The sequence below is a fragment of the Bacteroides sp. HPS0048 genome (genome assembly GCF_964240755.1).
In the GTDB taxonomy this organism is placed as follows: domain Bacteria; phylum Bacteroidota; class Bacteroidia; order Bacteroidales; family Bacteroidaceae; genus Bacteroides; species Bacteroides nordii.
This window is the reverse complement of record NZ_CAXSVC010000010.1, coordinates 1-26,225: the sequence shown is the minus strand read 5'-3', so window position 1 is coordinate 26,225 and position 26,225 is coordinate 1. Positions and strand designations below refer to the sequence as shown.

The window sequence follows — 26,225 nt, the reverse complement described above, 5'->3', positions numbered from 1 at the left end:
CCCGCACGGGAAGGTGCGACAGGCGATGGGTGCAAAGCTATTAAAACGCAGAATTAACGCAGATTTTCGCAAAACCACAAAAGAGAGAGAATATCAGCACTTTAATCTGCGTTTTATCTGGATAATAGTATTCTGTGTTACTCTGTGGTGAACCGTATTCATCATTATTCATACCGCATTGAACTCGCAGGATTAATCTTTGTTATCAGATAAGAAGGACCTAACAGCATCAATACAGAGGCAAACAACGTACCCATATTAATCAACAGAAATAATCCGATATTAAAAGAGACGGGAACAGAATCTACATAGTAACTTTCCGGATCGAGCTTAAAGATATGAAACTGGGATTGTAACACACAAAACAACAATCCAATAGCATTTCCCCAAATCATTCCTTTACCAATCAGAAAGACAGAGAACCAAAGAAAAACCTTACGAATAGTGAAATTATTGGCTCCTAAAGCCTTCAGGATACCAATCATATTGGTACGTTCAATAATAATAATCAGTAAACCGGAAATCATCGTAAACCCGGCTACACCTACCATTAAAATAAGAATTACCCACACATTGAGATCAAGTAATCCTAGCCATTCAAATATCTGAGGATTAAGCTGCTCTATATTCTGTACAAAGTAAACGCCCCCATATTTATCAGCGCGGTTATCCGTACTCTCTGCCACTTCATAAGTAATGCTTTCCAACCTGTCATAATCATTGACCTGCAACTCTGCACCACTTACCTGTTCCGGTTTCCAATTGTTCAGACGATTCACTGTATACAAATCCGTCAATAGAAACAAATTATCATACTCTGAAAAATTGGTCTGATAAATCCCTTTGATAGTCAATGGCCGAACACGAACATTATTCTGTATATAATAAGTATATATCTTATCACCCAGTTTCAACTTCAACTTATCAGAAAGTGTTTTAGATATGACAACCTGGTTGGTTGCAACCGAATCACTAAATGCAGGAATCTCCCCCTCAACCAGATTACTACGAAAAAAAGAAGCATCAAATTCAGGTCCCACTCCTTTCAGAACCATTCCCTGAAAAGCATCATCCGTCTTTATCATTCCCGGCTTTGTAGAGTAACGTTGCACATGCTTCACATCCGGATAAGCAGAAAGCGCAGCCATCATACTATCACTCACCACAACAGGATGTGTTTCAAAGGAACGGACAGCATCAAAATTACTGATCTGAATATGCGATCCGAAACCAGTGACCTTATTACGAACCTCTCCCTTAAAACCAATGACCACTGCCACCGTAATGATCATCACCGCCAAACCAATAGCAATCCCCACCATAGCGATGAGAACAGCCGGACGTGATACCTGCTTTCCGCCATCGGTATCACGATAAAGGCGACGGGCGATGAAAAGGGATAAAGACATGAGGGAATTTACGATTAGACGATTTACTATTTACGATTGAAATTACTTGGGTTGACATGAGGGAATTTACGATTAAACGACTTACTATTTACAATTGAAATTACCTGGATTTACGATTAAGTTTGCATTTGATAATTATATCATAATTCAAAGTAATTTCAATCGTAAATTGTAAATCGTCTAATTGTAAATAATAGATGTTATTCCGTCTTTCCCGGATATGCCTCCAAAGCCTTTTGTAACACAAAGAGGGCACGATTCAAATCTTCTTTTTTGAGCACATAGGCTATACGTACCTGATTTATTCCCGCACCGGGAGTAGTATAAAAGCCGGAAGCAGGAGCCATAAATACCGTCTGACCTTCATACTCAAAATCAGAAAGGCACCATGCACAGAATTTATCTGAGTCATCTACCGGCAACTTAGCTACCGTATAAAATGCTCCCATCGGAATGGGAGAATATACCCCCGGAATACGATTTAATCCGTCAATCAGACATTTACGACGTTCTACATATTCGTCATACGTATCACGCAGATAATCCTCATTGGCTTCAAGTGAAGCCTCAGCAGCAATCTGACCAATCAATGGAGGACTCAGACGAGCCTGACAGAATTTCATAACAGCATCACGTATTTCTTTGTTCTTCGTAATCAAAGCACCAATACGAATGCCACATTCCGAATAACGTTTTGACACTGAATCAATCAATACTACATTATTCTCTATTCCTTCAAGATGACAAGCAGAAATATAAGGAGAACCGGTATAGATAAACTCACGATATACCTCATCCGAGAAAAGAAACAAGTCATACTTCTTCACCAGATCACGAATCTGGTTCATCTCCCGGCGACTATACAAATACCCTGTCGGATTGTTCGGATTACAAATAAGAATGGCCTTCGTACGTTCATTGATCAGCTCTTCAAACTTTTCTACTTTAGGCAATGAGAAGCCTTCTTCGATAGTAGTAGCGATCGTACGAATCTTTGCTCCGGCAGAAATGGCAAATGCCATATAGTTTGCATAAGCCGGTTCGGGAACAATGATTTCATCCCCCGGATTCAAGCAAGAGAGAAACGAAAAAAGTACAGCCTCCGAACCTCCGGAAGTTATGATTATATCGTCTGCAGTAAGATTGATATTAAACTTCTGATAGTATCCCACCAGCTTCTCGCGATAACTACGATATCCGGCACTTGGACTGTATTCCAACACTTTACGATCAATATTGCGTATCGCATCAATCGCGACCTGAGGAGTGGGCAGGTCTGGCTGTCCGATATTCAGGTGAAACACATGAACCCCTCTTTGCTTGGCTGCATCAGCCAGAGGAGCCAGCTTTCTGATAGGAGATGCAGGCATCTCGTTTCCGCGAATAGATATTGTTGGCATAAATCTTTATATATGGTTTAATAAGTTATGAATTGTCAATTATCAATTGTCAACTGTCAATTGAGGCAGCAAATGTACACAATAAATCGGAGACAGAGACATAAAAACTTTAAAAACCTTATCAAGGTTAAAAACGTTATGGTATTATGAAAAGAAAGCTATACATTTGTCATATATGAAACCTAAAACAATACCATAATGACCATAAACCTCATCACATTCGCATCATTACTACACAAACAGTCTTCGATACGCAGCTCGCACGAAGCAATTCTAAGCGAATTAGAGAAATACTTCACTGTACGGTTTGTTAATTATGAAGATATTGACAAACTCAGCAATGACGATTTTAAAATAATATTCATTGCCACCGGAGGAGTAGAAAGATTAGTTATACAGCACTTCGAATCTCTTCCCCGCCCTGCTGTAATCCTTGCAGATGGCATGCAAAACTCACTTGCCGCTGCACTTGAGGTATCTTCCTGGCTTCGCAACCGGGGAATGAAAAGCGAAATTCTGCATGGCGAACTTACCTCTATTATCAAACGCGTACATATCTTATATAATAACTTTCAGGCACAACGTTCATTGTTTGGTGTCCGTATCGGTGTGATTGGTACTCCTTCTTCCTGGCTTGTAGCGAGCAATGTAGATTACCTGCTGGCCAAGCGCCGATGGGGAGTAGAGTACATTGATATACCATTGGAACGAGTGTACAAAGTCTACGACCGTATCACCGACAATGAAGTCGGAGCCTCTTGTGCCGCTGTTGCCTCGCAGGCATTGGCCTGCCGGGAAGGAACTCCGGAAGATATGCTCAAAGCGATGCGCCTCTACCGTGCTATCAAAAGGGTATGTAAAGAAGAGAAACTAAGTGCCGTCACTTTGAGTTGTTTTAAGATGATAGAACGGACAGGGACTACCGGTTGCCTAGCATTAGCAATGTTGAATGATGAAGGTATCCTTGCCGGATGTGAAGGTGATTTGCAATCTATATTTACTCTTCTCGCAGCAAAAGCATTGACCGGGAAAGTTGGGTTCATGGCAAATCCTTCGATGATTAATACCCGTACCAATGAATTGATTCTGGCCCATTGTACCATAGGTTTAAAACAAACAGAAAAATATATCATTCGTAATCACTTTGAAACAGAAAGCGGAATCGGTATTCAGGGATTACTGCCAACAGGAGATGTTACCATTGTGAAATGTGGCGGTGAATGTCTGGACGAATATTATCTGTCAACAGGCACACTAACGGAAAATACGAACTTCATCAATATGTGCCGTACGCAGGTACGAATAAAGATGAATACTCCTGCCGAGTACTTCCTGAAAAATCCATTGGGCAATCACCACATCCTGATACAGGGCAACTATGAAGTCTTATTAAATGAATTCCTGCAGGCAAATACGTGTAAAAGAACAGAATAACTGAAACCTCCCATAATAATATATGTAATGCCCCATTAGAATATACCTAATGGGGCATTACATATATTGGCATTTTATTTACAAAATACTACATTCCACCCATTCGCCTTCATGCATTTCCATTACAGTTTTAAATCCGGCCTGCTTCAATGCCTTCAAGGCTTCCGGACGTCCGGCATTGATCTTTTCGGGATAATGGGCATCACTGTTTACCATCACCCGGATACCCAATTCTTTCAACAAAGGGAAATAACGTTCATTGGGGAAAAATGTACCGTATAGATGATAAGCTTTAGAGTTTATCTCTACCATATAGCCATAACGGGCAATCGTTGTGAAATAATCACGCATCAGGTTTTCATACCACAGTTCATCCAACAAACCGGGACGATAAGAAGCCGCATTATAATGCATCTTATCCGCATGCCCTAAAATATCAAAACCTCCCAACTCCATCATACGGAGTTGACGATCATAATAAAGGCGGATCACCCGGTCAAGGTCACCATGAAAGTGTTCATCCACTATCTTACGAAACACAGGAGGAGCTACATCAATATCCACAACTTCTCCTTTATTATTATATAACAGATGCACAGAACCAATACGATAGTCAAGAGGCAACTCACGGAAACGAGCTATCGAAGGATTACTCTCCTCATTCAAATAATCAATTTCGAGACCGGAATAGAATTCGATCTTGCCCGCATACTTCTCTTTCACCCGGCGGAACTCAGCCAGATAATCTTCCATTTGATCCCATTCCATGGTCCATGCAGTAGGGAAAGGAAGCGGTGCATGAGAAGAAATGCCATACGATGTAAATCCTTCAGCAATTGCGAAACGGATAAATGCATCCATATCAGCGCGCCCGTCACAATACAGGCAATGACTGTGATAGTTTGTCAGATTCATGATTCTATTTCGCTTAATTCCAACCAACGCATTGTTTTCTCATCAATCAAATCATTCACTTCGGGCAGACGTTTAGACTTTTCAGTTAATTCGTCTACAGAAAGCATACCGCTACATAACTGCTCTTCAATCGCTGCTTTTTCAGCTTCCAGTCCGGCTATCTCTTTCTCCAGTTGTTCAAACTCCCGTTTTTCCTTGAAACTCATTTTACGTTTCTCATTCAGGCGAACACGGGCTGTCTTCTCTTCCTGTGGTTTTTCAGCCTCTTTCTCCTGCTGCGCTTTGGCCTCTTTCCAGTCACGATAGTCACTGTAATTACCCGGGAAATCCCGAATATCCGCTTGCCCGTTAAACACCAGAAGATGATCTACCACCTTATCCATAAAATAACGGTCATGAGATACAACTATGACACATCCTTTGAAATTCTGAAGATATTCTTCAAGCACATTCAACGTGATAATATCGAGGTCATTGGTAGGTTCGTCCAATACGAGGAAGTTCGGATTACGCATCAGCACTGTACAAAGATAAAGGCGACGACGTTCTCCCCCACTCAATTTATAGACATAGCTGTGCTGGGTCTCGGGCGTAAAGAGAAAATGTTGCAGAAACTGCGAAGCTGTCAGCTTCTTACCGTTACCAAGTTCTATGACTTCGGCAATGTCCTGCACAACATCAATCACTTTCATCTGTTCGTCAAACTGGAGCCCATCCTGAGAATAATATCCAAAACGAACGGTCTCACCTATATCTATCGTACCACTGTCCGGTTGTACCTGCCCCATCAGTATCTTGATAAAAGTAGACTTACCCGTCCCGTTATTACCAACAATACCCATCTTTTCATACCGGGCAAAGATATAAGAGAAATCTTCCAGTATCTTCAAATCACCGAAACTCTTGTATAAATGATCGGCCTCAAAGATCTTACTACCAATATAAGATGCTTTTACATCCAACTTTACATTATCATTATTAAAGCGCTGTTTTGCTACTTTTTCTATTTCATAGAAAGCGTCCTGACGATATTTTGCCTTGTGTGCACGAGCCTGTGGCATCCGTCTCATCCAGTCAAGTTCCGTGCGATAAAGATTATTGGCACGTTCAATCTCTGCATTCGTAGCCTCAATACGTTCCTGCCGCTTCTCCAGATAATAACTGTAGTTTCCTTTATATTGATACACCTGACGATTGTCTATTTCTATAATTTCGGAGCAGACCCGATCCAGAAAATAACGGTCATGCGTTACCATCAACAAACTAAGATTGGTACGGCGCAGATACCCTTCGAGCCATTCCGTCATATCGAGATCAAGATGATTGGTAGGCTCATCCAGAATCAGCAGATCAGGCTCAGTGATTAAGGCATTTGCCAAAGCTACCCGTTTAAGCTGTCCACCCGAAAGGTACTTCACCTGCTGATCGAAATTACGGATTTTCAATTGCGAAAGAATCTGCTTGGCTTTTTGTTCATATTCCCATGCCTTTTCATGATCCATACGAACCAACAGATCTTCCAGTCCCGGATGTCCCTCTGTCTCCATGCAGCGTTCATATTCTTTAATCAGTTCAACCACACTGTTACCATGATGAAAACAGGCTTCCAGTACGGTAAGTTCCTCAGGATATTTAGGATCTTGTTCCAGGTAATCAACACGGAGGTCACGACGAAATACAATATTCCCGCTATCATATCCCTCCTTCCCGGAGATTATATTCAATAACGTAGTCTTTCCTGTTCCGTTTTTAGCTATCAAGCCAATACGTTGTCCTTCGGCAATGCCAAAAGATATATTTTCAAATAAGACTAAATCTCCGAAAGATTTAGTGAGGTTATCTATCTGTAAATAAGGAGTCATATGATTAGTAGTTAGTAGATAGTAGTTAGTAGATAGAATCTATGCAGATTAAAAAAATTAGTATATGAAACAGGTAGTTAGAATCTATGTAGGCACCATACTTACATCCTCCTACCACAAGGATTTCAATGACTAATCACTCATCGCTAACAGATCACTTATCACTAATTTATACGTTTCCCCTGCTTTTACCCTGCTCCACAAAAGTTTCATAGGATCAATCAGTTTTCCATCTTTATACTGCAACACCGGCACTTCCCGGTTACCATCAATCAATGTCATCCACTCCAAACCTTCTATTTCATTGGTTAGTATAGTACAAACAGTAATGCCAATAGCCAGCCAATCTTCTTTCTTTTTACCGATCACACCACTATCAATCACCTGCTGGAGTTTAGGTAAATCTTCCTCCAATCCTTGAAAATCCTTCTTCAATTGTTTCTTTACGGTGTTTACTGTCCATTCATATCCTTCATTAATGACATAAACCTCAGACAAACGTACAGGTATTACTTCCGCCGGATATTTCTGCCCGTCTTTACGGATATCCAGCGTGGCAATCACTTCTTCCGCTTCTTTCACTTCGCCCCCTTTGGGTACGGTGAAAGAACATTCAAAGGCTACATTATCTATACCGGTTATCCACAGATGAGTAGTATAGTAAGCTCCTTCTTCCTGAAACATTTCTTTACTATATGCACATTCCAACCTGCCAACTTTCACCAGTGAAGCCGAAGGATTATCTTTTAATTCCTGTTTTACGGCCTCTCTTCCATAATTTATACTACCACGCGCAGCAGCATCCGCTTTGAAAGCCGAAATTCGAAAATTCCCTGTCCATACGTCGGGATTATAAAAAAGAAAGGAACCCTCACCATCTTCAAACTCACTCCAGGTTGAAGGATAAATCATAGTAAACCAAGCTCCCGGAGAGATAAATTTCTTACCTTGTATCATACTTATTCTGACTTTTTCTTTTGTGCAATAGATAATATTCCGACAAAAATAACACTCCCAAAGCGGATATGCAAAAAACAATAAACAATAAATGTTGTCTCATTTGTTTTTCCTTCACAGAACTCTTATCTTCGGCAACAAATACAATAAATTAAAAGTAGGAAGAATATGAAAACATTCGCAGTGCTCATTGCCCTATGGTTAGGGGGGATCGTATCGTTATCGGCTCAGGAACCGGACGTAAACGCCCGCTATATTGAAGTTACCGGAAGTTCCGAAATAGAAATCATTCCCGATGAAATTCATTTTATGATTACTATAAAAGAATTCTGGCAGGAAGAGTTCGAAGCAAAAAGCAAACCGGAAGATTACAAGACGAAAGTCCCCATAACAGAAATCGAACGTTACCTGATGAATGCTTTAAAGCGTGCCGGCAACCCCCAAACAGATATCCAGACCCAGGAAGTAGGAGACTATTGGCGTGAACAGGGAAAAGATTTTCTGATAGCCAAAAGATTTGATATAAAACTACAGAATTTCGGGCAGATAGACCGGATTATAAAGTATGTCGATACCAGAGGAATTCAGTCAATGAACATCGGTGAACTAAAGAACAAAGACATGCAGGAGTATCGTGCAAAAGGGAAGATAGAAGCCTTAAAAGCTGCACGGCAGAAAGCCACTTATCTGGTAGAGTCTTTGGGACAGAAACTCGGCAATGTTCTTCGGATCATAGAACCGGAAGACAGAAACTACTATCATTTCCAACCCCAGTCTGCCATGAGTAATGTTGCTTTGCAAAGTTATGATAGCAATCCGGAGAATTTTAAAACAATCAAGCTGAGATATCAAATGACAGCACGTTTCGAAATACTCTCCGCTCAATAACTCAAGGCCAGCCGATAGGACCATTTCTACTTTCCTATCGGCTGGATCTTTCTTCGTACATCTTTTGATATTTCAAGAAACATATAATTCAGCCTGCCGGAGTGAATTCCTTTTTCATTCTCCTTGTACTTCTTATTCGCATACTGCTTCGACTTCTCAAAAGTAAGCAACGACATTTGATTCTGTGACTTGCCTACCATGGTAGAATCCAGTTGTTCATCCGGGAAGAAATCATCCAAATCAACATCACCAATCATTGTAGTCTCCAGAAAATTCATCTCTTTATGAGAGTTATCTGTATAATAGCCCACAAACATATGCCCCGGCGTACGTACCAGAATAGGATCAATATTAATGGCACGAAGTAAAGAAGCAAACAATACACTCCCATCCACACAGTTTATCTGCGAAGACTCCAATGCATCATCAAACGTGCGTACCCGTTGCGAAAAGACCACATTGCTCGAAAGGCTGGTATTAGAAACCGAACTGTAACGAAAATTACGCTTCTGAAGCACATTCCAAAGAGCATATACCTGCTTGTCTACCGCACCGGCTGTTGTATTCTGATACCCTAAAAAGCGATTTACAATACGGGTATTCAGTGCCTCACGCAACAGTTTATCAATCATCGGATTTTCTTCATTGACATAAGCTGCAAAAAAGATACCGGTATCATGAAATTTTGTTCCGTTAGTGACATACCCCAACAGGCACTCATTGACGCTACGTACCGAAAACGTTCGTACCCGTTGTCCCATATCTTCACCATTCATCTCTACCGTAATAGCCACACTGACCGGTTCTGCCTGCACATTATTTTTCAGTGCTTCATAATTCCAGATAATATCAGGATAGATCGTGTACTCTTTTCGTGGTTTCTCAAGAATGAATTCAGACACCGAACGTGAAAAGAAAGGAGTCTCGGCCACTTCAATGCGCACCCGGCTATAAGCCGAGCGAGATTTTACTCTTATAGCAATACACGATTTCGGATTGCCTATATAAAGAGAATCAGACGGTTCAATCACCTGTGCATCCGTCGTAGCTACGGACAAGATGGCAGAAGGGAAAATATTCCCACCCAAATCATCCATTATTTCAAAGCCGGAATGAAAAGAAGTACATTTGTATATAGACATACCGCTCACAATGATAAGCAATATGGCAATAACACCCAGCACCTCCCGTTTCCGCTGTTTCAAATCTATTTTCATCATTTTGTCTTCCGTTTGTTTAGATATAACAAAGATAGTTCTTTTTTGTTGGAAAACAGAAAGTCGTAACGCAATTGTAATACGTGTTTCACTCCGTCGTAACAAAAAGGCCTCACCTTTGCAACGAAATAAAATAAAGATTATATTTGTAATATGAATAATATGCCTGTCGGTTGCGTTACCTTCTTTTAATTGGCATACTATCATATTGGCACATTAAATAATTATTAAATTATGAACGATTACCGCATTTTAGTTGTCGACGACGAAGAAGATCTCTGTGAGATTCTGAAATTCAATCTTGAAAATGAAGGATACGAAGTAGACACGGCCAATTCTGCCGAAGAAGCTCTGAAAATGGACATCAGCAGTTATAACCTGCTACTATTGGATGTGATGATGGGAGAAATTTCAGGATTCAAGATGGCTAATATGCTGAAAAAAGATAAGAAAACAGCCCACGTGCCTATTATCTTTATCACAGCCAAAGATACAGAGAACGATACGGTTACCGGATTCAATCTCGGAGCAGACGATTATATCTCCAAGCCTTTCTCTTTGCGTGAAGTGATAGCCCGCGTCAAAGCTGTATTACGCCGTACTGCTACTATAGAAACAGAAAAAGCACCGGAACAGATCACTTACCAAACCCTAACTATCGACATCACCAAAAAGAAAGTAAGTATAGATGATGAAGAAGTAGCATTAACAAAAAAAGAATTTGAAATTCTCTTTCTGTTATTACAAAACAAAGGTCGCGTATTCTCCCGCGAGGATATCTTAGCCCGGATATGGAGTGATGAGGTATATGTACTCGATCGAACTATTGATGTCAATATCACCCGGCTGCGTAAAAAAATAGGTATCTATGGCAAGCGGATTGTAACCCGCTTAGGATATGGGTACTGCTTTGAAACAGAATAAAATAATAATTATTTATCATGAATCTACCTGTCAATCAAAAACATTTTCTCTCTTTCAGCCGAAAGCTTTTTCTTTCAGTCATCTCTTTGTTTCTGGTCTTTGCAGCCTGCTTTATAGCCTACCAGTATCAACGTGAAAAAGAGTATAAGGTAGATCTCCTGCATTCACAGTTACAGGACTATAATGCCCGTCTACATGAGAAGATCCCTACTTCTTCCTCCATACAGAAGGAGTTGAATAACTATATCAGTAGTCATGCTTTAAAAGATCTTCGTGTGACAGTTATTGATTTGGATGGAAATGTGCTTTATGACAGCTATGAAAAAAACAACTCCCGGTTTGAAAACCATATTAATCGTCCGGAAGTGGTAAAATCTCTAACGGCAGGCAATGGTTTTGATGTACGGCGTACCTCCGAAACTACAGGTACACCTTATTTTTATTCCGCCACTCTCTACAAAGATTATATTATACGATCTGCCTTACCTTATAATGTCAGTCTGATAAACAACCTGAAAGCGGATTCACATTATATATGGTTTACTGCTATTGTAACTTTATTGCTGGTTATTATCTTCTATAAATTCACCAATAAGTTAGGAACCTCTATCAGCCAACTGAGAGAATTTGCCATGCGGGCAGACCGGAATGAACCTATTGAAATGGCTATGCAATCGGCCTTCCCCCATAACGAACTGGGAGAAATATCCCAACACATCATTCAGATATACAAACGTCTGCACGAGACCAAAGAGGCTCTTTACATTGAGCGTGAGAAGCTAATCACTCACCTTCAGATTTCCCATGAAGGACTGGGTGTATTTAATAAAGACAAGAAAGAGATATTAGTAAATAACCTGTTTACACAATACAGCAACCTTATTTCGGACTCTAATCTTGAGACGGCTGAGGAGGTATTTACTATCAGTGAGCTGAAAGAAATCACAGACTTCATCAATAAAGCTCCCAAACGCCCATCCGGTAAGGAAGAGAAACGAATGTCCATCACCATTAACAAAAACGGTAAAAACTTTATCGTAGAATGCATTATCTTCCAGGATATGAGTTTTGAAATAAGTATTAATGATGTCACTTTGGAAGAGGAACAGGTACGTTTGAAACGTCAACTCACTCAGAACATTGCTCATGAATTAAAGACACCTGTCAGTAGTATTCAGGGATATCTGGAAACAATTGTCAGCAATGACAATATCCCGCGTGACAAGATGAACGTGTTCTTAGAGAGATGTTATGCTCAAAGTAACCGCCTCAGCCGACTGCTACGTGACATCTCAGTACTGACCCGCATGGATGAAGCAGCCAATATGATAGATATGGAAAAGGTAAATATCAGTATATTGGTGACCAACATCGTCAATGAAGTATCGTTGGAATTAGAAGAGAAACACATCACAGTAGTCAACTCTTTGAAAAAAGACATTCAGGTACGCGGCAATTACTCCCTACTCTACTCTATCTTCCGTAATCTGATGGATAACGCCATTGCTTATGCAGGGAGTGATATTCATATCCATATCAACTGTTTCCGTGAAGACGAGAACTTCTACTATTTCAGCTTTGCAGATACCGGTGTAGGTGTCTCTCCCGAGCACCTGAACCGTTTGTTCGAACGCTTCTACCGGGTTGACAAAGGACGCTCACGCAAATTAGGCGGAACAGGGTTAGGACTTGCTATTGTGAAGAATGCAGTGATTATTCACGGAGGAAGTATTTCAGCGAAAAACAATCAGGGCGGAGGACTGGAATTTGTGTTTACATTGGCAAAAGAGAGATAAGAAAGAATTGCGTGGTTCCTAATATATGCACCTTTGAATCGATCCTTCTCCCGAAAAAGTATTTTAATAATTTCGTCTTAGCCAAACACCCAATAGTTTGTCATAAACCTGATAAACTCCTTGTTCTTGCGTCACCATATCTTTTTCCATCAATCCTTTCAAACCGGATTGCACCGAACTGGAAGAGCTTAGACGATATTGTTTTATAAATCGGGCAGAAGTAACTCCCTCCGCCTTTTTTTCTTTTGCGATGGCAACAATCACCTCCTTCTGTTTGTCCGGCAAACGGGAGAATATTTCCTGATAAGTAAAATCCTGCATGGCTATAATATTGTCCAAAGCAGTTTTGAGCATTGGTTTATCACACGTTTCTTCTTTAGCAGTCAGTATATACAATTCATTCATAGCTAATTGTACATACCAGGTATGCCCTTCAAAAAACTCATAAACCTCTTCAACCAATTCGTCTGTTATATATTTCCCGTTTTCGGTAAACAACTCCTTTACGAAAGGTTTGTATGCCACCAAAGGAATAGCATCCAGATGCATCATGCTTACACTTTGATAAAAAGGTCGGGCTGGGCTATTGAATATATTCATCATGATATGTCTTTGACTTCCGGCAAAAATGAAAAAAGAGTTCCGACAATGCTGCACCTTTGTCCTCAATACCGCTTCCACATTTCTTTCAGCATAGGTACCTATCTGCTGAAACTCGTCAATAGCTACAATACAGGGTTTATCCGCTTGTTCCAGATAAGTGAAAATCTCTTCCAAAGTAGTCTCTGCTGCATGAATATCCCCCAAACCTATATCAAAAACAGGCTCTCCCGTCACACTGTCCAACTTGAATCCTGCACGCAGAGAAGAAATAACAGAAAAGAAATTATCTATAAACCTCCTTCCTTTAGGTTTCAATTTCTCAAAAATCTCTTTCCCCAAAGCAAATACAAATTCACGTAAACTTGAAGTGGCATAGATGTCTATAAAAAAGGTATTATAATGCTCTTTTACCTCCTTTTGATAGAAACAATGCCGTATCAGCCCTGTCTTTCCCATTCTGCGAGTAGAAATAAGAGCCACATTCCTACCATTTGTAATATTACGAATTAATAGTTCTGTCTCTACTTCTCTATCACAGAAGTAATGAGGAGAAATGTATCCCCCAACAACAAAAGGATTAGCTATATGCATATTATACGATTATTACATTTACAATTATTGCAAATATAATAATTATAATTTAGATAATAAGAGGTAATTGGAAGAATTATATTATATCAAGAAATGTAAACGGAAATATTTCCTCATAAACAAGATGTACGTTCCACTTAGGATAAGTATGCTCCCTAACAAATACCAATAGCTATATTCCTGAAAATAGAAATATCCTGCTATTACCAATGCCTGTACTATCATATAAACAGAAGAAACTACCACATGAGGTACCTTCAGTTCATTTGCCATAATCTGATACAGATGTTTCCGATGCGGCAATCCTATATTTTCATGAAGCATCAGACGATGAATAATGGTAAGTACACTATCTACCCCATAAACAACCAATAGTATAATCCAACTGAAATCCTCCGTCTTGATTATCAGCTTACCGATAAGAAACAAAACGATAAATGCTATACTCACCGAACCTACATCACCGGCAAAGCATTTTGCATGCTTTCGGAAATTAAAGAAATTAAAAACCAGTACGGAACAAAGAACAGTAACAATCAATTCTTGTTCCACAAAAGAAACAATCTCTCTGTTTATATAGGCAAGAGCTACTAAAATAATCAGAGAGTATCCGCCTGTGATACCATTAATACCATCCATAAAGTTATAAGCATTGATAATACCGGTACATATTATTAGCGCTACAAGGATTGTCCACCAAGGAAGAGAGAACAGTCCCCACTGATAGAACATCAAAGATATAGCAGAGAAATGAAACACTAATCGCAATGCCTGAGAAGTAGAACGGATATCATCTATAAAACTGATTAAGGTGATCAATGTCAAGGCAAGCATGAACCAGGGATATTCGAAATGATTCGTGAAGAAATAGGCTAATACTCCAAAATAGAAGATGATTCCCCCACCCCGCAAAGTGATCCGGGTATGCGAACTGCGCTCATTGGGTTTGTCAATGATATTACATTTATCAGCAATACGGAAATAAAAAAGTTCTGCCAGGAAGAGCAGAACTAAGACTATTAAATAATACATTATTCGTTTTTATTAATCAGATAAAACCACAGTTGGAGGCCACTAAAGATTAAAATAACCAGACCTAATAAACCTCCTATAACTCCCCAAAGCATAGTTATTCAATTTTAAAATTCTCCAATACATTCATTGGTTTCCACCCCAATTCACGCACTGCTTTCTCATTACTAAAAGTCAAAGATTTGGTTATTTTATTCAGTTTTAAAGAGTTAATAGGCGCTTTGCTTCCCAAACAGTCACCGACAACAGCCATACTTTTTGCCAACCAATACGGAATGGAAAGCGGCATTGACTTACCAAGTTGCCTACATATCACGGATTCTAATTCCCGGAATGTAGGCTGATAGGTATCACAAACATTATAGATACCACCCTGCTCTGCTAATAATGGGATCAGATTCGCAATATCTTGCACCATCAAAACACTTTTCCGGGCTCTGCCACCAGCTATGCTGAAATATTTACCATTACGTATCCCATTGATCATAGCACCTAAATTTCCCGGAGGATTAGGTCCTGCAATCAATGAAGGGCGAATAATTCCTAAAGTCACATGATGTTTATTACACCATTCCTGTAAATATTGCTCTGCTTGTATTTTACTTAAGGCATAAGGTGTCATTCCATTTAGAGGATGTTCCTCTGTTATATTCTCACCATAATCACAGCCATAAACAGCAACAGTACTGACAAAAATGAAAGATTTGGGTACACCACTATTTTCTAAGGCAGTACATAAATGTTTAGTACCTTGTAAATTGATATCAAAAAAAGCCTGTTTCTCCTCCTCTGTTTTAGGAATTGAATGGGCTTTACCGGCAGCATGAAGAACAATATCATACTTTTCTGTTAGATTAGGTATTTCTATAGCTAAATTGGCGGAATAATTATCTTGTAAAGCCAATCCGATAGTAGCAATAGAATAATTATCTTTTAATAGAGGATAAATGTTATTGCCCAGGAAGCCGGAAGCTCCTGTAAATAGAAGATTCATAGAAGTGATTATTTTACTGAATAAATAGTTTTTGTTTTTCTATTTATTAAAGTACGTTCCTTATCAAAAAACCATCCCCACTTATTCAAATAATATATAGCAGCCTTAATATGAATCCACAATAATCTAAAATTTTTATGAGACCCCTTCTCAAAATTATGGGTTATGACTGCTTTAGGATAATACATCGTTTTATATTTCTTATAAATTCGTCTATTCAAATCAGTATCTTCACCATACATAAAAATACCCTCATCGAACACACCGATTTCTTTTATGACAGTTTTACGTAAAAACATAAAACAACCTGATAAATATGGTACATTCATCTCGCTATCATAGTCCGCGAAATGCATTTCTAAATTATAATCGATTCTTTCTTTTATCTTTTTTATAGGAATAAACATTCTAACAATCCAGTCTTGAGGAGTAGGTAATAGTTTACATAAATATTGAAGTTCACCATTTGGAAAAATAACTTTAGGCATTACATTTCCAACATCCAGATTGTTTTCCATATAATCATACAATTTTTCCAATGTTCCCTTTTCAAAAAACACATCAGGGTTTAAAACTAAATGATATTTCCCCATTTTGGATGCATTACGTAAAATCACATTATGCCCTGCTCCAAAGCCATTATTAGAGTTCATAAATATATATTCTACACGAGGATCATTACAAATATTCCTTAATCTATCTGTTGGAGAATTATCTATAATATATAACCGCACTTCAACTTTTGTATTCAAAAAGCTTTTGATAGTTTTCAACAAAATGGAATCAGGATTCCTATATGTGACAATAGTAGCTGTTATTTCATACACTTTATTCTAAGTTTTAGTTAATACTCAATTTAGATCATTCCGCTATTTTAGGCACTTTTCAGTGCCTAAAAACGTATATAATTAAAATTTAAACGATTTATTAGCGGTTAATTACTGTCAAACCGATGTTTCGAGGAGTGAGATTAACATAACCTCTGTACCCATTAAAAAAAATCTTAAAAAAATTACACAAATATTCCAAGCCGATCGGCCATGGAACTTCACTGTACTTATAGCACTATGATAAGCTGCTACTATATTCACCCCTTCGTCACTACCGAAATGAAGCATATTGTTACACTGAGTGGTCAGCTTTCGTAAGGTTCATTCCTTAAGGTTATTGATAGGTTACACTCATTTTCTTACTACTTTTACCACCATTTCTGACGATACCGTAGTTTAATGGAATATAATGTCTATGGCTATTAATGTCCAATTTAATAATCAAGTTATGATTGTTTCTCAGAACTTAATTTTTAGTCTTAAAATCTTTGCCCAATGATTAAAAGCATTCTTATCTCCAATCATCACGGGACAATAACGGCGAATAAATTTTACGACAACAGTTATCATTAATGAGGTGATAACTGCCATAAATAGTATCTCTATATATCCAAATTGTTGTTGAATAGCAATCGGCAGATGTAAATTCAATCTATTACAGATGGCAACTATAATCGTAATAGCTCCACCATTCAAGTAATAAAATACCAAGCTATTAACTCCTATAAAACAAATCCATGGTATAGGGGGTACCAGCTTCACAAGCCTTACCATCATCATAATACCTAAAACAGCATAACAAAGATATAGCATGAAATTATGATAATCCTTGGGGCCGAAGGCCGAAGTCATGGTATGCCAATGCATCGAATCATAGATATAGAAACCAAAATAACAAACTACTAAAAGCAATAACACCCACCATTTCACTGGCACGTATCGATCAACTATATTTTCATAGATACGATAAAAAAATCCCAATCCAAAGAATGGCACAATTAATAATGCTCGATCGAAATAGTAAGGCAAACGCTCAGGATACCAAATAGAAATACAATAGCCCAATATCAGGCACACTAAACTAAAGGTAAAAATTGCTTTATGGTTCTTAGTCTTGCTTAATACCCATCCGAACATCACCTGTGCTACACCTAAAGCTACCACAAACCAAGAAGCCCAACCTAATACAATTTCTTGTAATCCAACAGATAAAGGAATATTATGACTGATAGATTTAGGAACAAATAATATAAGAGTAAATATCAGATATGTCCAAACGATTCCTCGTAAAATTTGAAGCATCTTACGTTTCAGCGAAAATTGCAGGTAGTTAGATGTAAATAAATAGCCTGAAAGAAAAAAGAAAAACGGCATCCTAAAGTATGCAAACAGATAGCTAAAATTATAATTTGTGATAGGGTAATAGACTTCACTATGGTAGAGTACTACTAAAAACATTGAAATTCCCTTGCCGAAATCCACCCATTTCTTTCTTTTGCCTCCAATTAATGATTTGTTAACATCTTGATCATTATTTGTTATCTCCAACATGGTATATAAGATCTATTTCAATAGTTTATTAAACAAATTTGTCCATGTATACACGACATCATCAGATTCAGCCTCTTTAGGAACTAATTTGAAATGACTCAAGTTCCCTTCAATAACCTCACTCATTCGAGCCATCAAATCTTCAGCCGATTCTGTATTGAAGAAAGCGGTTTGTTTAGCTCCCATAGCAGTTTCGTATGCATAAGGTAAGTCGGCTACAATCATTGGCTTATTAAAAGGAATGAATTCCGAAATAGGCAATCCCCATGTTTCAAGTTTCGAAGGGAATATCAAACAAGATGACTTGACATACATCTCCGAAACCTTCTCTTTAGACATTAATCCTGCAAATTTGATTTGCTTGATATTTCCATAAACTTTTAAAATGTCACGTGTATAGCGGTTTTCACTTCCATCAATCGTCAGCACCACTTTAAAACTATTCACCCCCTTTTGGAGCAACAACTTAGAAGCTTCACAGATTATCTCAAAATTCTTAAAAGTTCGTGGTAAAGACGGATAGAAAAAAGTAGTAATACTATTGTTATCAGGTCTCAATGAGATCTCTACCTCAGGAGAAGGATTTTCAAAAGGCTTAGCCACAATTATTTTCTTATCTTCCAAATTATACAACCCCATAAAAGCCTTTTTCAACCAATTTTGCTGCACTATTACAGCATCATTTTTTTTGATATTTATTCGATAAAGGTATTTATAAAACTGGGAGAAGAGATACTCTTTATAACTATACTTAATAGAAGATAGCTTTGGATGGTAGAAAGGAGTGGGATTATGACAGTAAACAACTCGTAATGTTGCAGTTACGTCCGGTGTCATATCATGAATGGCTAACCATAGATATGCGTTAAGCTTTTTAGAGAGTGAACGACAAAAGAAATATTCAAAATATACACGATTAATCCATCTCTTCTTCACCCATGGATACTCAAGATATTCGATATTGGGGAAATAAGCCAATTTTTTATCATGTACCAAGGCAATAATACGATATCTTTCCGCAAAATGTTCGTTCAACTCTGTAAGTGCATTTTTGAAAATTGTTAAGGTACCACCTTCTACTAAATTCACAGCAGAAACTACTATGATTTTTTTCATAAATTCGTTTATACTTAAAGCGACTTATATAAATTCATGTATTGTTTAGCGATTTCCTGACTTTGGAAACGCATGATGTTCTTTAATCCATTTTCAACGAGACGCAATCTCAGTGTGGAATCATTTATTAAGTTCAAAAATCCTCGACGCATATCTTCAACATCGTAAGGAGATACAAGAAGGGCTGCATCACCTGCAATTTCGATAAGCGGTTCGATACAAGAAGTTATCACAGGACGCCCCATAGCGTTCCCTTCAATAATAGGCATTCCAAAACCTTCATAAATTGAGCAAAAACTTACGATGTCACAAGCCCGATATTCTTCGATAATCTCCGCATCTCTCAATTTTGTTTTTATAATGTAATCCATTTGATGCTTTTTGAGCGCATTAGATATTTCGTCATTTAGATGGCCGATTATAATTAACTGACATTCAATGCCACTCAATGCTTCAATTGTGCGGACCACATTCTTATTAACATTGGTTCCAATCAAAAGAATATGGGGCTTCTTATGGTATGGAACAGGCTGAGGTTTTTGTCGAAGAAATGAATCATCTACTGCATTGTAGATCACCTCTATATCCTTTCGTTTAGAAAATTGCAGTACCCTACGTTTTGTTTCAGTAGAGATGCATACCACTTTCCCAGCAAATCTAATTGGTAACTTAAACCAAAACCAACGAAACACCCATCGCTTCAGCGGGTTCCTGCAGAAATCATACATATTCGTGTCGTGGATAGTCAGAACCGATTTGCAACCTAATAAAGCCATAATGCAATAATGAATATCACCTGTTATATGGTTTATTGCATGTTTATTACGATGCCGGAAAACAAATAATAAATTCCTCAGCAGACTTATTACATCAGCACGATTAAAAGGAGCATAAAACTCTTGGTAATCATCTATTTTTCGAATAAAAGTCTGTGATACTTTATTTATACTAAAGCCACATTTGATATTTCTGTGAAAGAACAAAATAGGTTTCATTATACAACTCCAATTATTAATGTAATGCGACATATTCAGAATCAATATAAACGGCATTATATGGCCTAAATATATCAACTCCGAGATAACTATATGCATCCATACTTTTATTCATAGAATATAACCCCCAAATAATCAAAAAGCAAAAAGCAATTTGTTTTGCTTTTACACTATTAAGTATTCGAATTAAATAAGGGATGAGTAACACTTCAAAAATAGAGTAAAATAATACCCCGCGCGATACTAATATTTGCAAAACCGTTCCACTAAAAAATATATATAAGAGTAAGGATAAAAGACTTACGTTAAAAACAAAATCAAAACTCTTATCAACAGAAGGTATTCGATTCCGCAGTAATAAAACCGAGAACACTATTATGCCACGACGAGCGATACCTAATAGTTTTGAGGGAATTGAAGAAGTGAAATCAGAAGTATTTTCTATATAAAAAGACATCTTATGATCCAAATCATCACTTGCCACAAATAACATTTCAAAAGGCAACTTGTTGATTACTCCCGAAATAGATACTAAAGAAATTATTAACAAAGAAAACCATATAATTTGAGATGGAATTCGTCTTGTAAAGAATAACAATGGTACAAACATTAAGGCACTGATATGAAATAAGCACGCAAAAGCAATAATAACAATACTTACCATATACTTATGTCTTAGTATAAAAGGAACAGACAATAAACATATAACTAATGCCAAGTATTGCCTATTCATTCCCAAATAACCTATCATCGAGTAGTATAATACCAAAAGACTCATTAGCGGATAGGGTGAATACTTTTTAGTAAACCAATAGAATACTGAATATACAACAATTGCATGCAATAGTAAATATACAGTATAGCTGTCTGTAAAGCCCCTAACAAACTTATTCATCAAAGCATAACCAAGCTCAAATCCGGTTCGATTATCTGACATCAGACAATTTTGAAAATACTTATAATAAGGTGTCCAGTCAGATCCTATCCCCCACCTTAAACCATCATGCAATATAAACCATACTATACATAAGATTAATAAAGTACCTATGGACCTTTTTGTCCACCCCTTTGTTATCTCTATATACGCGCACAACGCTAAAAACAGAAAAGTAATGTAATACATTCAACTAACGACTATCAATGTATATAAATCACACAATCTGTAATTTATGGCTGCCTTTACGAATAAATTCCTTAATAAACATGCTACAATTAAAGTCTTCTGAATTTATAACTTTCAGTTCCTTTGGTTATTAAAAACGAATGATTTTCCCAAATTCCATATTTGCGCAATGCCCTTGTCAAATTATAATATCGATCTGCACCAATGATTTTAAATACAAAACCAAATAAAGTATTAATTCGAGATATCGTTTTTTGAGTATTTTGCGATTGTTCATTATAAACTACTGAGTTAAACTCTTGATTCTTTCTCACAAATCCCTTACTACTTAAACGGTTAAAGAAATCTGAATTACAATCAAATGGATTTTCTATATCATTACCATTTTCAACCAACCCTCTAAATAATCTTCTAACAGCCAGACTAATGGTATATGTATGATTAGAAAAATAATTATAGGTATATTTTTGGTCTATAAAAGCTGCAATGTTAGCTTGCTTAAGTGCAGATCCATACTCATTGAAAAGCACAATGATATCTTCGTACTGTTTGATGTCCGATATATTCTGTTGAATCACTTCACCCGATATGAGTGATTTATAATTATATCCAGAGTAATGCACAAAAATCAAATTATCTAATTCTTCATCCAGCAGTCTTGATCCTATTTTTAGTTTTTCTGTACCTTGAATGACTTTTCTTTCATGAAAATTCCAAGGAGCAACATTCATCCCTTTATTTCTTGACACATATAGCTGTGTACCTAAAAAGCAAGGAAGCATATCAACCCACTTCTGGTCTGTAAACAAATTCAGATTAGAATCGGCAAAACAATAGTCTTCAAGACGATTTTTCCACCATTTTAAGAAATTAGTAACATCACGAGTCTGTTTAAAAGCTCCAAAACCCATATTAAATACTCCAGAATAGAGTAATCTCTGTTCCTTTAAATTCCCCGAATATTCAACTTCTGCCGTTAATATGTGAGGAGTAACAACAGCACTGTAATCATTCAACTTGTTCCAAACGAAATCCAAACTGTCAAAAGTAAGAATGTCAGGATCGAAATATATAACTTTATTGTAACCTTTAGCAAAGAAATATTGTATAGAAGCAGGCTTGATGGCAGTACAAAACTCTGTTAGATTATACTTAAATGCCATTTCATACCATTTCGAATCGGAATATGACAATATTTCTTTAGCTACAAATACGTTACATGGTAATTTTGATTTTACTTCACCAGCAGGTTCATCTGCAACAACAATATAGAAATCAACATCCTTATTATATTTTTCAATGGATTTCTGCAAAGCTTGCGCCAGTCCAACGTAGTTGGTGGCAACTATAGTAAATACACAATTTTTCATAAATATAAAATTATAATTTAATCCATTCTGCTGGATAAACATCAGGAGTGGATAAATCTTTTATATACTCCTCCGGAGTAATTACGATTTTATCATCATATTCACAAAGCCAAGCACCCCACCATGAGAAAGTACTATTAGAATTAATATGATGACGACAAAGAGACATAAGATATAAATCACGCCATGAATTTAAACCATTATTGCAATCAACAAAGTGATATTCATTACCGATAAAATGTTCTCGGCACCAATTTATGTCATCTGAAAATACATAAAAAGAAGGATTATTTATATGCTTAATTGTGTATTGAATAGCCTTTTTAAAGTAATCATCTGTAGCAACCCCTCCAAATTGATAAATGCTATTTGTTTTCTTCAGATAATCTCCTCTTCTTATATGCAACGAAACAGAAGTTGGATTCTTTTCTATTTCAGTTTTCATTTTATTAAACACCTCATCTTCTTCAGAATTTGGGAATGAGAAAGTTCCCTTCACCTCTTTTTCTATTGCCTTAAAATGCTTCTCGCTAGGCCATCCTCCCCAATAAAAATTAATACCCAAAGGACTCTTAACGAGCAAATCTTCATTAAAAAGATATTTGTTGTCTTCTTTTATTATTCTAATTTTCAGTAATGATAAAAGTGAAGATACGATTTTTCTCTTTTTGAGTTGAAATAGCCAATATAGAATTCTATTTTTTATAGTATTGGGGATTTCAATGCCAAAGAGACGATTCAATTCGAAACCATTATGGTTATTAACGCCCCGCGAATCAAAAATACAGGTACAATTTTTACAGTATTTCTGTTTAGCCAAATAAAAGCTATACTGAGATAACTGATTACCTAAACCATTAAATATGACTACTACATCCATAACGCTTTATTAATTTCATATCTTTCTTTTATGGAAAAAACGATGGTATAATTGTTTTTTTTCATTGCCAGTTAACCCCAACAAATAAATTATAAAAGCAACATAAGGCATCCCTAAAAAAAGAACTGCTACAAGTCGATAACTATTATGAAATAATGTAACATATAAAAGAAGTGGTAAAAGTAGACTAAGAAATGTAACAACTAATAATCTCATTACTACCTTTCTCAAAAAATAACCTATAGGAAAATTAAACATTTTCTTAGCATATATAACCTTAATCCCTATTCCAAATAGCACAGGAAACAAAGAAGAAATAAAAGCAAATACAGGAGATAAACCTAACGAAGAAAATAAAAGGCAGAAAGGTAACGCGGTACAAATACTAACAAAAAAAATTGCTATCATATATTTTTTTATATTACGACATCCCACTATAGCTATTACTACAGTACCTGTAAGACTTTCCAACAATGTACCTACAAAAGTTAAACGCACAAACTCAACAGTATACGGAGGATATTCATTCAACCATAGCTTTAAAACCAAAGGAGCTTCCAATATAATAGGTATAGATATTATTAATACTAAATAGTAAGAAAACCTGGTACCATAAAAAATTAAATCATATAATTCGTCATATTTTTTTTGAGCTAAATTTTGTAATATTTGAGGTCTGATTGCCAAAAGAAAGTTACTAACAAATCCAGTAGCCATCGTGGATATTTTAACAGAAATTCCTCTTGAAGCATTTATAACAGAACCATAAAAATAATTCATCACTAAATCAATCCCTTGCGTCCTCGCTAGAATTGAAGAATCACCTAAAAAATTCCAACTCGCATAGCCAAACATATCTTTTATTACGGCTTTATCATAAATCAACCGAAAATGCGTTTCATAAAAATTTCGAGTACAATACAGCATGTAAATGCCCAACATCAATAAAGATACTAAAAATAAAAGAAACGAATAAAAAATCAACTTATCAAAAGTAGATACTTGTAATAAATAAACGATTATGAGTTTTAATAATACATCAACTATACTTATATATGCAAAAATTCCCATCTTTTCGTGAGCTATAATAGAAGCATTATAAGGAACAGCGAACAATTGAGCGATCAGAGTAAACAGACTAAATTGTAAACACCAATTTGCCGCATATAAACGATCAGGCGTAATGTTCATATATGTATTTAAATACCACAACCCTATAGTTTCTACAAACACTACAAGTATTAATGATAAAATAGCCATAATCATTAGAGATGTGGAAAACATTAAATTTAATCTGTTTCCAGATTGTTTCCCCATCTCATATGTAATAAATCGACTACAAGCGTTAGAAAGAGAAGATGTTAAAATTGTAAATGTCGTTACAAGTCCACCTACAACATTATATATACCAAAATCATCAAAACCTAAAGCTGATAAAATAATTTTTGTAGTATAGATTCCGACCAGTAATACTACAACTAATCTTATATATAAAAAGAAAGTATTTTTTAGTATACGTCCTTTATTCCCCATACTGTAGTAAGAAAAAATTAATCCTCGTGATCTTTAGGATCCTCATCAAACGGGTCTCTATAATAACCAACGCCTACAATAGTTGCAGGATTACCAGAAACAATACATTTGTTGACAAATTCAGTTCTTTTCGTTACAACCGAGCAACCTGAAACTATAACATCATCGCAACTATGAGTACCTTTTAAAACTAAAGTCCGGTAACCAAACCAATTATTATTTCCTATTACAATTTCTTGATTAGCTTTAGAAACCTTACCTGTTTTAACGTTTTTAAAAAGATGGCTATCAGTATCCGTTATCCGAGATAATGTACCAACAGAACAATTACTCCCTATTTTTATACTTTTACGACATTTCAATTCTGAAGATGTCATACCAAACCGATTTCCAAGCTCTAATATTGCATTGTCACCAATATCAATAATACTATCATTTCCAATAAAACAGCTCCCCTTAAATTTTAAAATTCCACCACTATTAATAAACGCTATCCCTCTTGGACGGTTATAAGCAAGATGCATGGCTCCCATTTTTATCATACCAGGATAAATTTTATCCGATTCAATAACTAACCTACCTTTAAATAAACAATAGTTTCGGTATGTAATCCAAACAGGTAAAAATATAGCTTGCTTAAAAGGTAAATAATGAAAATTGAAATAGATTGTATTAAACAAAGAATATTTTCTAAAATCAAGAAAAATTCTTTTTATTTTTAATAGTTTTTCTTTTGTCATAATAGAACTATTTTTTACCCAACAGAAGTAATCGACTAACTTTATTCTTATTTACTATATTCAAG

22 protein-coding genes are annotated in these 26,225 nt (G+C 36.6%); 4 read left to right on the top strand and 18 right to left on the bottom strand.

Annotation, left to right across the window (positions count from 1 at the left end; all coding sequences use genetic code 11):
* Positions 1-164 precede the first annotated feature (164 nt).
* Positions 165-1,409, bottom strand: a complete 1,245-nt coding sequence (locus ACESQI_RS09975; protein WP_373125968.1) for an ABC transporter permease — start codon at positions 1,407-1,409, stop codon at positions 165-167.
* 200 nt (positions 1,410-1,609) lie between these two features.
* Positions 1,610-2,809, bottom strand: coding sequence for a pyridoxal phosphate-dependent aminotransferase (locus ACESQI_RS09970; protein ID WP_122200668.1), 1,200 nt, complete (start codon positions 2,807-2,809; stop codon positions 1,610-1,612).
* Positions 2,810-3,007: 198 nt separating this feature from the next.
* On the opposite strand from ACESQI_RS09970, the gene ACESQI_RS09965 reads away from it, so the two are divergent.
* The gene (locus ACESQI_RS09965; protein ID WP_002561445.1) at positions 3,008-4,243 is read left to right on the top strand and encodes a hypothetical protein; all 1,236 of its coding nucleotides are present in this window, start codon (positions 3,008-3,010) and stop codon (positions 4,241-4,243) included.
* A gap of 78 nt (positions 4,244-4,321) precedes the next feature.
* On the opposite strand, the gene ACESQI_RS09960 is transcribed toward ACESQI_RS09965, so the two are convergent.
* The 3 genes from ACESQI_RS09960 to ACESQI_RS09950 all read right to left on the bottom strand — a co-directional run bounded on the left by ACESQI_RS09960 (position 4,322) and on the right by ACESQI_RS09950 (position 7,977).
* A complete protein-coding gene (locus tag ACESQI_RS09960) occupies positions 4,322-5,158 on the bottom strand; it encodes a histidinol-phosphatase (RefSeq protein ID WP_373125966.1) in 837 nt (278 codons plus the stop codon).
* Positions 5,155-7,020 (bottom strand): ribosomal protection-like ABC-F family protein, encoded by a 1,866-nt coding sequence (gene abc-f, locus ACESQI_RS09955; RefSeq protein ID WP_320997321.1) that lies wholly within the window; start codon positions 7,018-7,020, stop codon positions 5,155-5,157. The genes ACESQI_RS09960 and abc-f overlap by 4 nt, the downstream gene beginning before the upstream one ends.
* A 132-nt stretch (positions 7,021-7,152) precedes the next feature.
* Positions 7,153-7,977 carry a DUF3805 domain-containing protein gene (locus ACESQI_RS09950; RefSeq protein ID WP_002561442.1) on the bottom strand — a complete coding sequence of 275 codons (825 nt, stop codon included), beginning with the start codon at positions 7,975-7,977 and terminating at the stop codon, positions 7,153-7,155.
* A 168-nt stretch (positions 7,978-8,145) separates the two neighbouring features.
* Between ACESQI_RS09950 and ACESQI_RS09945 the strand changes: the two genes are divergently transcribed.
* Entirely contained in the window at positions 8,146-8,865 is a 720-nt protein-coding gene (locus ACESQI_RS09945; RefSeq protein ID WP_373125963.1) for an SIMPL domain-containing protein, read from the top strand.
* A 26-nt stretch (positions 8,866-8,891) separates the two neighbouring features.
* Here ACESQI_RS09945 and ACESQI_RS09940 read toward each other — a convergent pair whose 3' ends face one another.
* Positions 8,892-10,085 (bottom strand): hypothetical protein, encoded by a 1,194-nt coding sequence (locus tag ACESQI_RS09940; RefSeq protein ID WP_025867641.1) that lies wholly within the window; start codon positions 10,083-10,085, stop codon positions 8,892-8,894.
* A gap of 231 nt (positions 10,086-10,316) precedes the next feature.
* Here ACESQI_RS09940 and ACESQI_RS09935 point away from each other — a divergent pair, with 231 nt between their 5' ends.
* Positions 10,317-11,006 carry a response regulator transcription factor gene (locus tag ACESQI_RS09935; protein ID WP_221649456.1) on the top strand — a complete coding sequence of 230 codons (690 nt, stop codon included), beginning with the start codon at positions 10,317-10,319 and terminating at the stop codon, positions 11,004-11,006.
* A 17-nt stretch (positions 11,007-11,023) separates the two neighbouring features.
* Entirely contained in the window at positions 11,024-12,802 is a 1,779-nt protein-coding gene (locus ACESQI_RS09930) for an ATP-binding protein (RefSeq protein WP_025867642.1), read from the top strand.
* Positions 12,803-12,865: 63 nt separating this feature from the next.
* Here the strand turns inward: ACESQI_RS09930 and ACESQI_RS09925 are convergent, their stop codons facing one another.
* From ACESQI_RS09925 to ACESQI_RS09870, 12 genes are all read right to left on the bottom strand, one after another.
* Complete coding sequence (locus ACESQI_RS09925) at positions 12,866-13,996, bottom strand: ATP-binding protein (RefSeq protein ID WP_002561437.1); 1,131 nt, start codon at positions 13,994-13,996, stop codon at positions 12,866-12,868.
* A gap of 81 nt (positions 13,997-14,077) precedes the next feature.
* Entirely contained in the window at positions 14,078-15,028 is a 951-nt protein-coding gene (locus ACESQI_RS09920) for a glycosyltransferase family 4 protein (protein WP_195661182.1), read from the bottom strand.
* Between the two features lie 97 nt (positions 15,029-15,125).
* Positions 15,126-16,022 (bottom strand): NAD(P)-dependent oxidoreductase, encoded by an 897-nt coding sequence (locus ACESQI_RS09915; RefSeq protein WP_195661181.1) that lies wholly within the window; start codon positions 16,020-16,022, stop codon positions 15,126-15,128.
* An 8-nt stretch (positions 16,023-16,030) separates the two neighbouring features.
* Positions 16,031-16,849: a glycosyltransferase family 2 protein gene (locus ACESQI_RS09910; protein ID WP_195661180.1), complete on the bottom strand. Its 819-nt coding sequence runs from the start codon at positions 16,847-16,849 to the stop codon at positions 16,031-16,033.
* 462 nt (positions 16,850-17,311) lie between these two features.
* Positions 17,312-18,403: an acyltransferase family protein gene (locus tag ACESQI_RS09905; protein WP_195661179.1), complete on the bottom strand. Its 1,092-nt coding sequence runs from the start codon at positions 18,401-18,403 to the stop codon at positions 17,312-17,314.
* A gap of 12 nt (positions 18,404-18,415) precedes the next feature.
* Positions 18,416-19,519: a glycosyltransferase gene (locus tag ACESQI_RS09900; protein WP_195661178.1), complete on the bottom strand. Its 1,104-nt coding sequence runs from the start codon at positions 19,517-19,519 to the stop codon at positions 18,416-18,418.
* A 14-nt stretch (positions 19,520-19,533) separates the two neighbouring features.
* The gene (locus ACESQI_RS09895; RefSeq protein WP_195661177.1) at positions 19,534-20,514 is read right to left on the bottom strand and encodes a glycosyltransferase family 1 protein; all 981 of its coding nucleotides are present in this window, start codon (positions 20,512-20,514) and stop codon (positions 19,534-19,536) included.
* Between the two features lie 16 nt (positions 20,515-20,530).
* A complete protein-coding gene (locus ACESQI_RS09890; RefSeq protein WP_195450312.1) occupies positions 20,531-21,637 on the bottom strand; it encodes an EpsG family protein in 1,107 nt (368 codons plus the stop codon).
* Between the two features lie 89 nt (positions 21,638-21,726).
* The gene (locus ACESQI_RS09885; RefSeq protein WP_195661176.1) at positions 21,727-23,007 is read right to left on the bottom strand and encodes a hypothetical protein; all 1,281 of its coding nucleotides are present in this window, start codon (positions 23,005-23,007) and stop codon (positions 21,727-21,729) included.
* 10 nt (positions 23,008-23,017) lie between these two features.
* Positions 23,018-23,887 carry an alpha-1,2-fucosyltransferase gene (locus tag ACESQI_RS09880; protein WP_195661175.1) on the bottom strand — a complete coding sequence of 290 codons (870 nt, stop codon included), beginning with the start codon at positions 23,885-23,887 and terminating at the stop codon, positions 23,018-23,020.
* Positions 23,888-23,902: 15 nt separating this feature from the next.
* Positions 23,903-25,420 carry a lipopolysaccharide biosynthesis protein gene (locus ACESQI_RS09875; protein ID WP_195661174.1) on the bottom strand — a complete coding sequence of 506 codons (1,518 nt, stop codon included), beginning with the start codon at positions 25,418-25,420 and terminating at the stop codon, positions 23,903-23,905.
* A gap of 17 nt (positions 25,421-25,437) precedes the next feature.
* A complete protein-coding gene (locus tag ACESQI_RS09870) occupies positions 25,438-26,160 on the bottom strand; it encodes a hypothetical protein (RefSeq protein ID WP_007486619.1) in 723 nt (240 codons plus the stop codon).
* Between the last annotated feature and the right edge of the window lie 65 nt (positions 26,161-26,225).

What these genes read in the sequence shown, in the direction of transcription:
- ACESQI_RS09915 (WP_195661181.1), bottom strand. Translation starts at nt 16,022, where the DNA reads ATGAATCTTCTATTTACAGGAGCTTCCGGCTTCCTGGGCAATAACATT.
- ACESQI_RS09975 (WP_373125968.1), bottom strand. Translation starts at nt 1,409, where the DNA reads ATGTCTTTATCCCTTTTCATCGCCCGTCGCCTTTATCGTGATACCGAT.
- ACESQI_RS09965 (WP_002561445.1), top strand. Translation starts at nt 3,008, where the DNA reads ATGACCATAAACCTCATCACATTCGCATCATTACTACACAAACAGTCT.
- ACESQI_RS09940 (WP_025867641.1), bottom strand. Translation starts at nt 10,085, where the DNA reads ATGATGAAAATAGATTTGAAACAGCGGAAACGGGAGGTGCTGGGTGTT.
- ACESQI_RS09935 (WP_221649456.1), top strand. Translation starts at nt 10,317, where the DNA reads ATGAACGATTACCGCATTTTAGTTGTCGACGACGAAGAAGATCTCTGT.
- ACESQI_RS09875 (WP_195661174.1), bottom strand. Translation starts at nt 25,420, where the DNA reads ATGGGGAATAAAGGACGTATACTAAAAAATACTTTCTTTTTATATATA.
- ACESQI_RS09960 (WP_373125966.1), bottom strand. Translation starts at nt 5,158, where the DNA reads ATGAATCTGACAAACTATCACAGTCATTGCCTGTATTGTGACGGGCGC.
- ACESQI_RS09945 (WP_373125963.1), top strand. Translation starts at nt 8,146, where the DNA reads ATGAAAACATTCGCAGTGCTCATTGCCCTATGGTTAGGGGGGATCGTA.
- ACESQI_RS09970 (WP_122200668.1), bottom strand. Translation starts at nt 2,809, where the DNA reads ATGCCAACAATATCTATTCGCGGAAACGAGATGCCTGCATCTCCTATC.
- abc-f (WP_320997321.1), bottom strand. Translation starts at nt 7,020, where the DNA reads ATGACTCCTTATTTACAGATAGATAACCTCACTAAATCTTTCGGAGAT.
- ACESQI_RS09885 (WP_195661176.1), bottom strand. Translation starts at nt 23,007, where the DNA reads ATGAAAAATTGTGTATTTACTATAGTTGCCACCAACTACGTTGGACTG.
- ACESQI_RS09895 (WP_195661177.1), bottom strand. Translation starts at nt 20,514, where the DNA reads ATGAAACCTATTTTGTTCTTTCACAGAAATATCAAATGTGGCTTTAGT.
- ACESQI_RS09950 (WP_002561442.1), bottom strand. Translation starts at nt 7,977, where the DNA reads ATGATACAAGGTAAGAAATTTATCTCTCCGGGAGCTTGGTTTACTATG.
- ACESQI_RS09925 (WP_002561437.1), bottom strand. Translation starts at nt 13,996, where the DNA reads ATGCATATAGCTAATCCTTTTGTTGTTGGGGGATACATTTCTCCTCAT.
- ACESQI_RS09930 (WP_025867642.1), top strand. Translation starts at nt 11,024, where the DNA reads ATGAATCTACCTGTCAATCAAAAACATTTTCTCTCTTTCAGCCGAAAG.
- ACESQI_RS09870 (WP_007486619.1), bottom strand. Translation starts at nt 26,160, where the DNA reads ATGACAAAAGAAAAACTATTAAAAATAAAAAGAATTTTTCTTGATTTT.
- ACESQI_RS09920 (WP_195661182.1), bottom strand. Translation starts at nt 15,028, where the DNA reads ATGTATTATTTAATAGTCTTAGTTCTGCTCTTCCTGGCAGAACTTTTT.
- ACESQI_RS09880 (WP_195661175.1), bottom strand. Translation starts at nt 23,887, where the DNA reads ATGGATGTAGTAGTCATATTTAATGGTTTAGGTAATCAGTTATCTCAG.
- ACESQI_RS09900 (WP_195661178.1), bottom strand. Translation starts at nt 19,519, where the DNA reads ATGAAAAAAATCATAGTAGTTTCTGCTGTGAATTTAGTAGAAGGTGGT.
- ACESQI_RS09905 (WP_195661179.1), bottom strand. Translation starts at nt 18,403, where the DNA reads ATGTTGGAGATAACAAATAATGATCAAGATGTTAACAAATCATTAATT.
- ACESQI_RS09890 (WP_195450312.1), bottom strand. Translation starts at nt 21,637, where the DNA reads ATGTATTACATTACTTTTCTGTTTTTAGCGTTGTGCGCGTATATAGAG.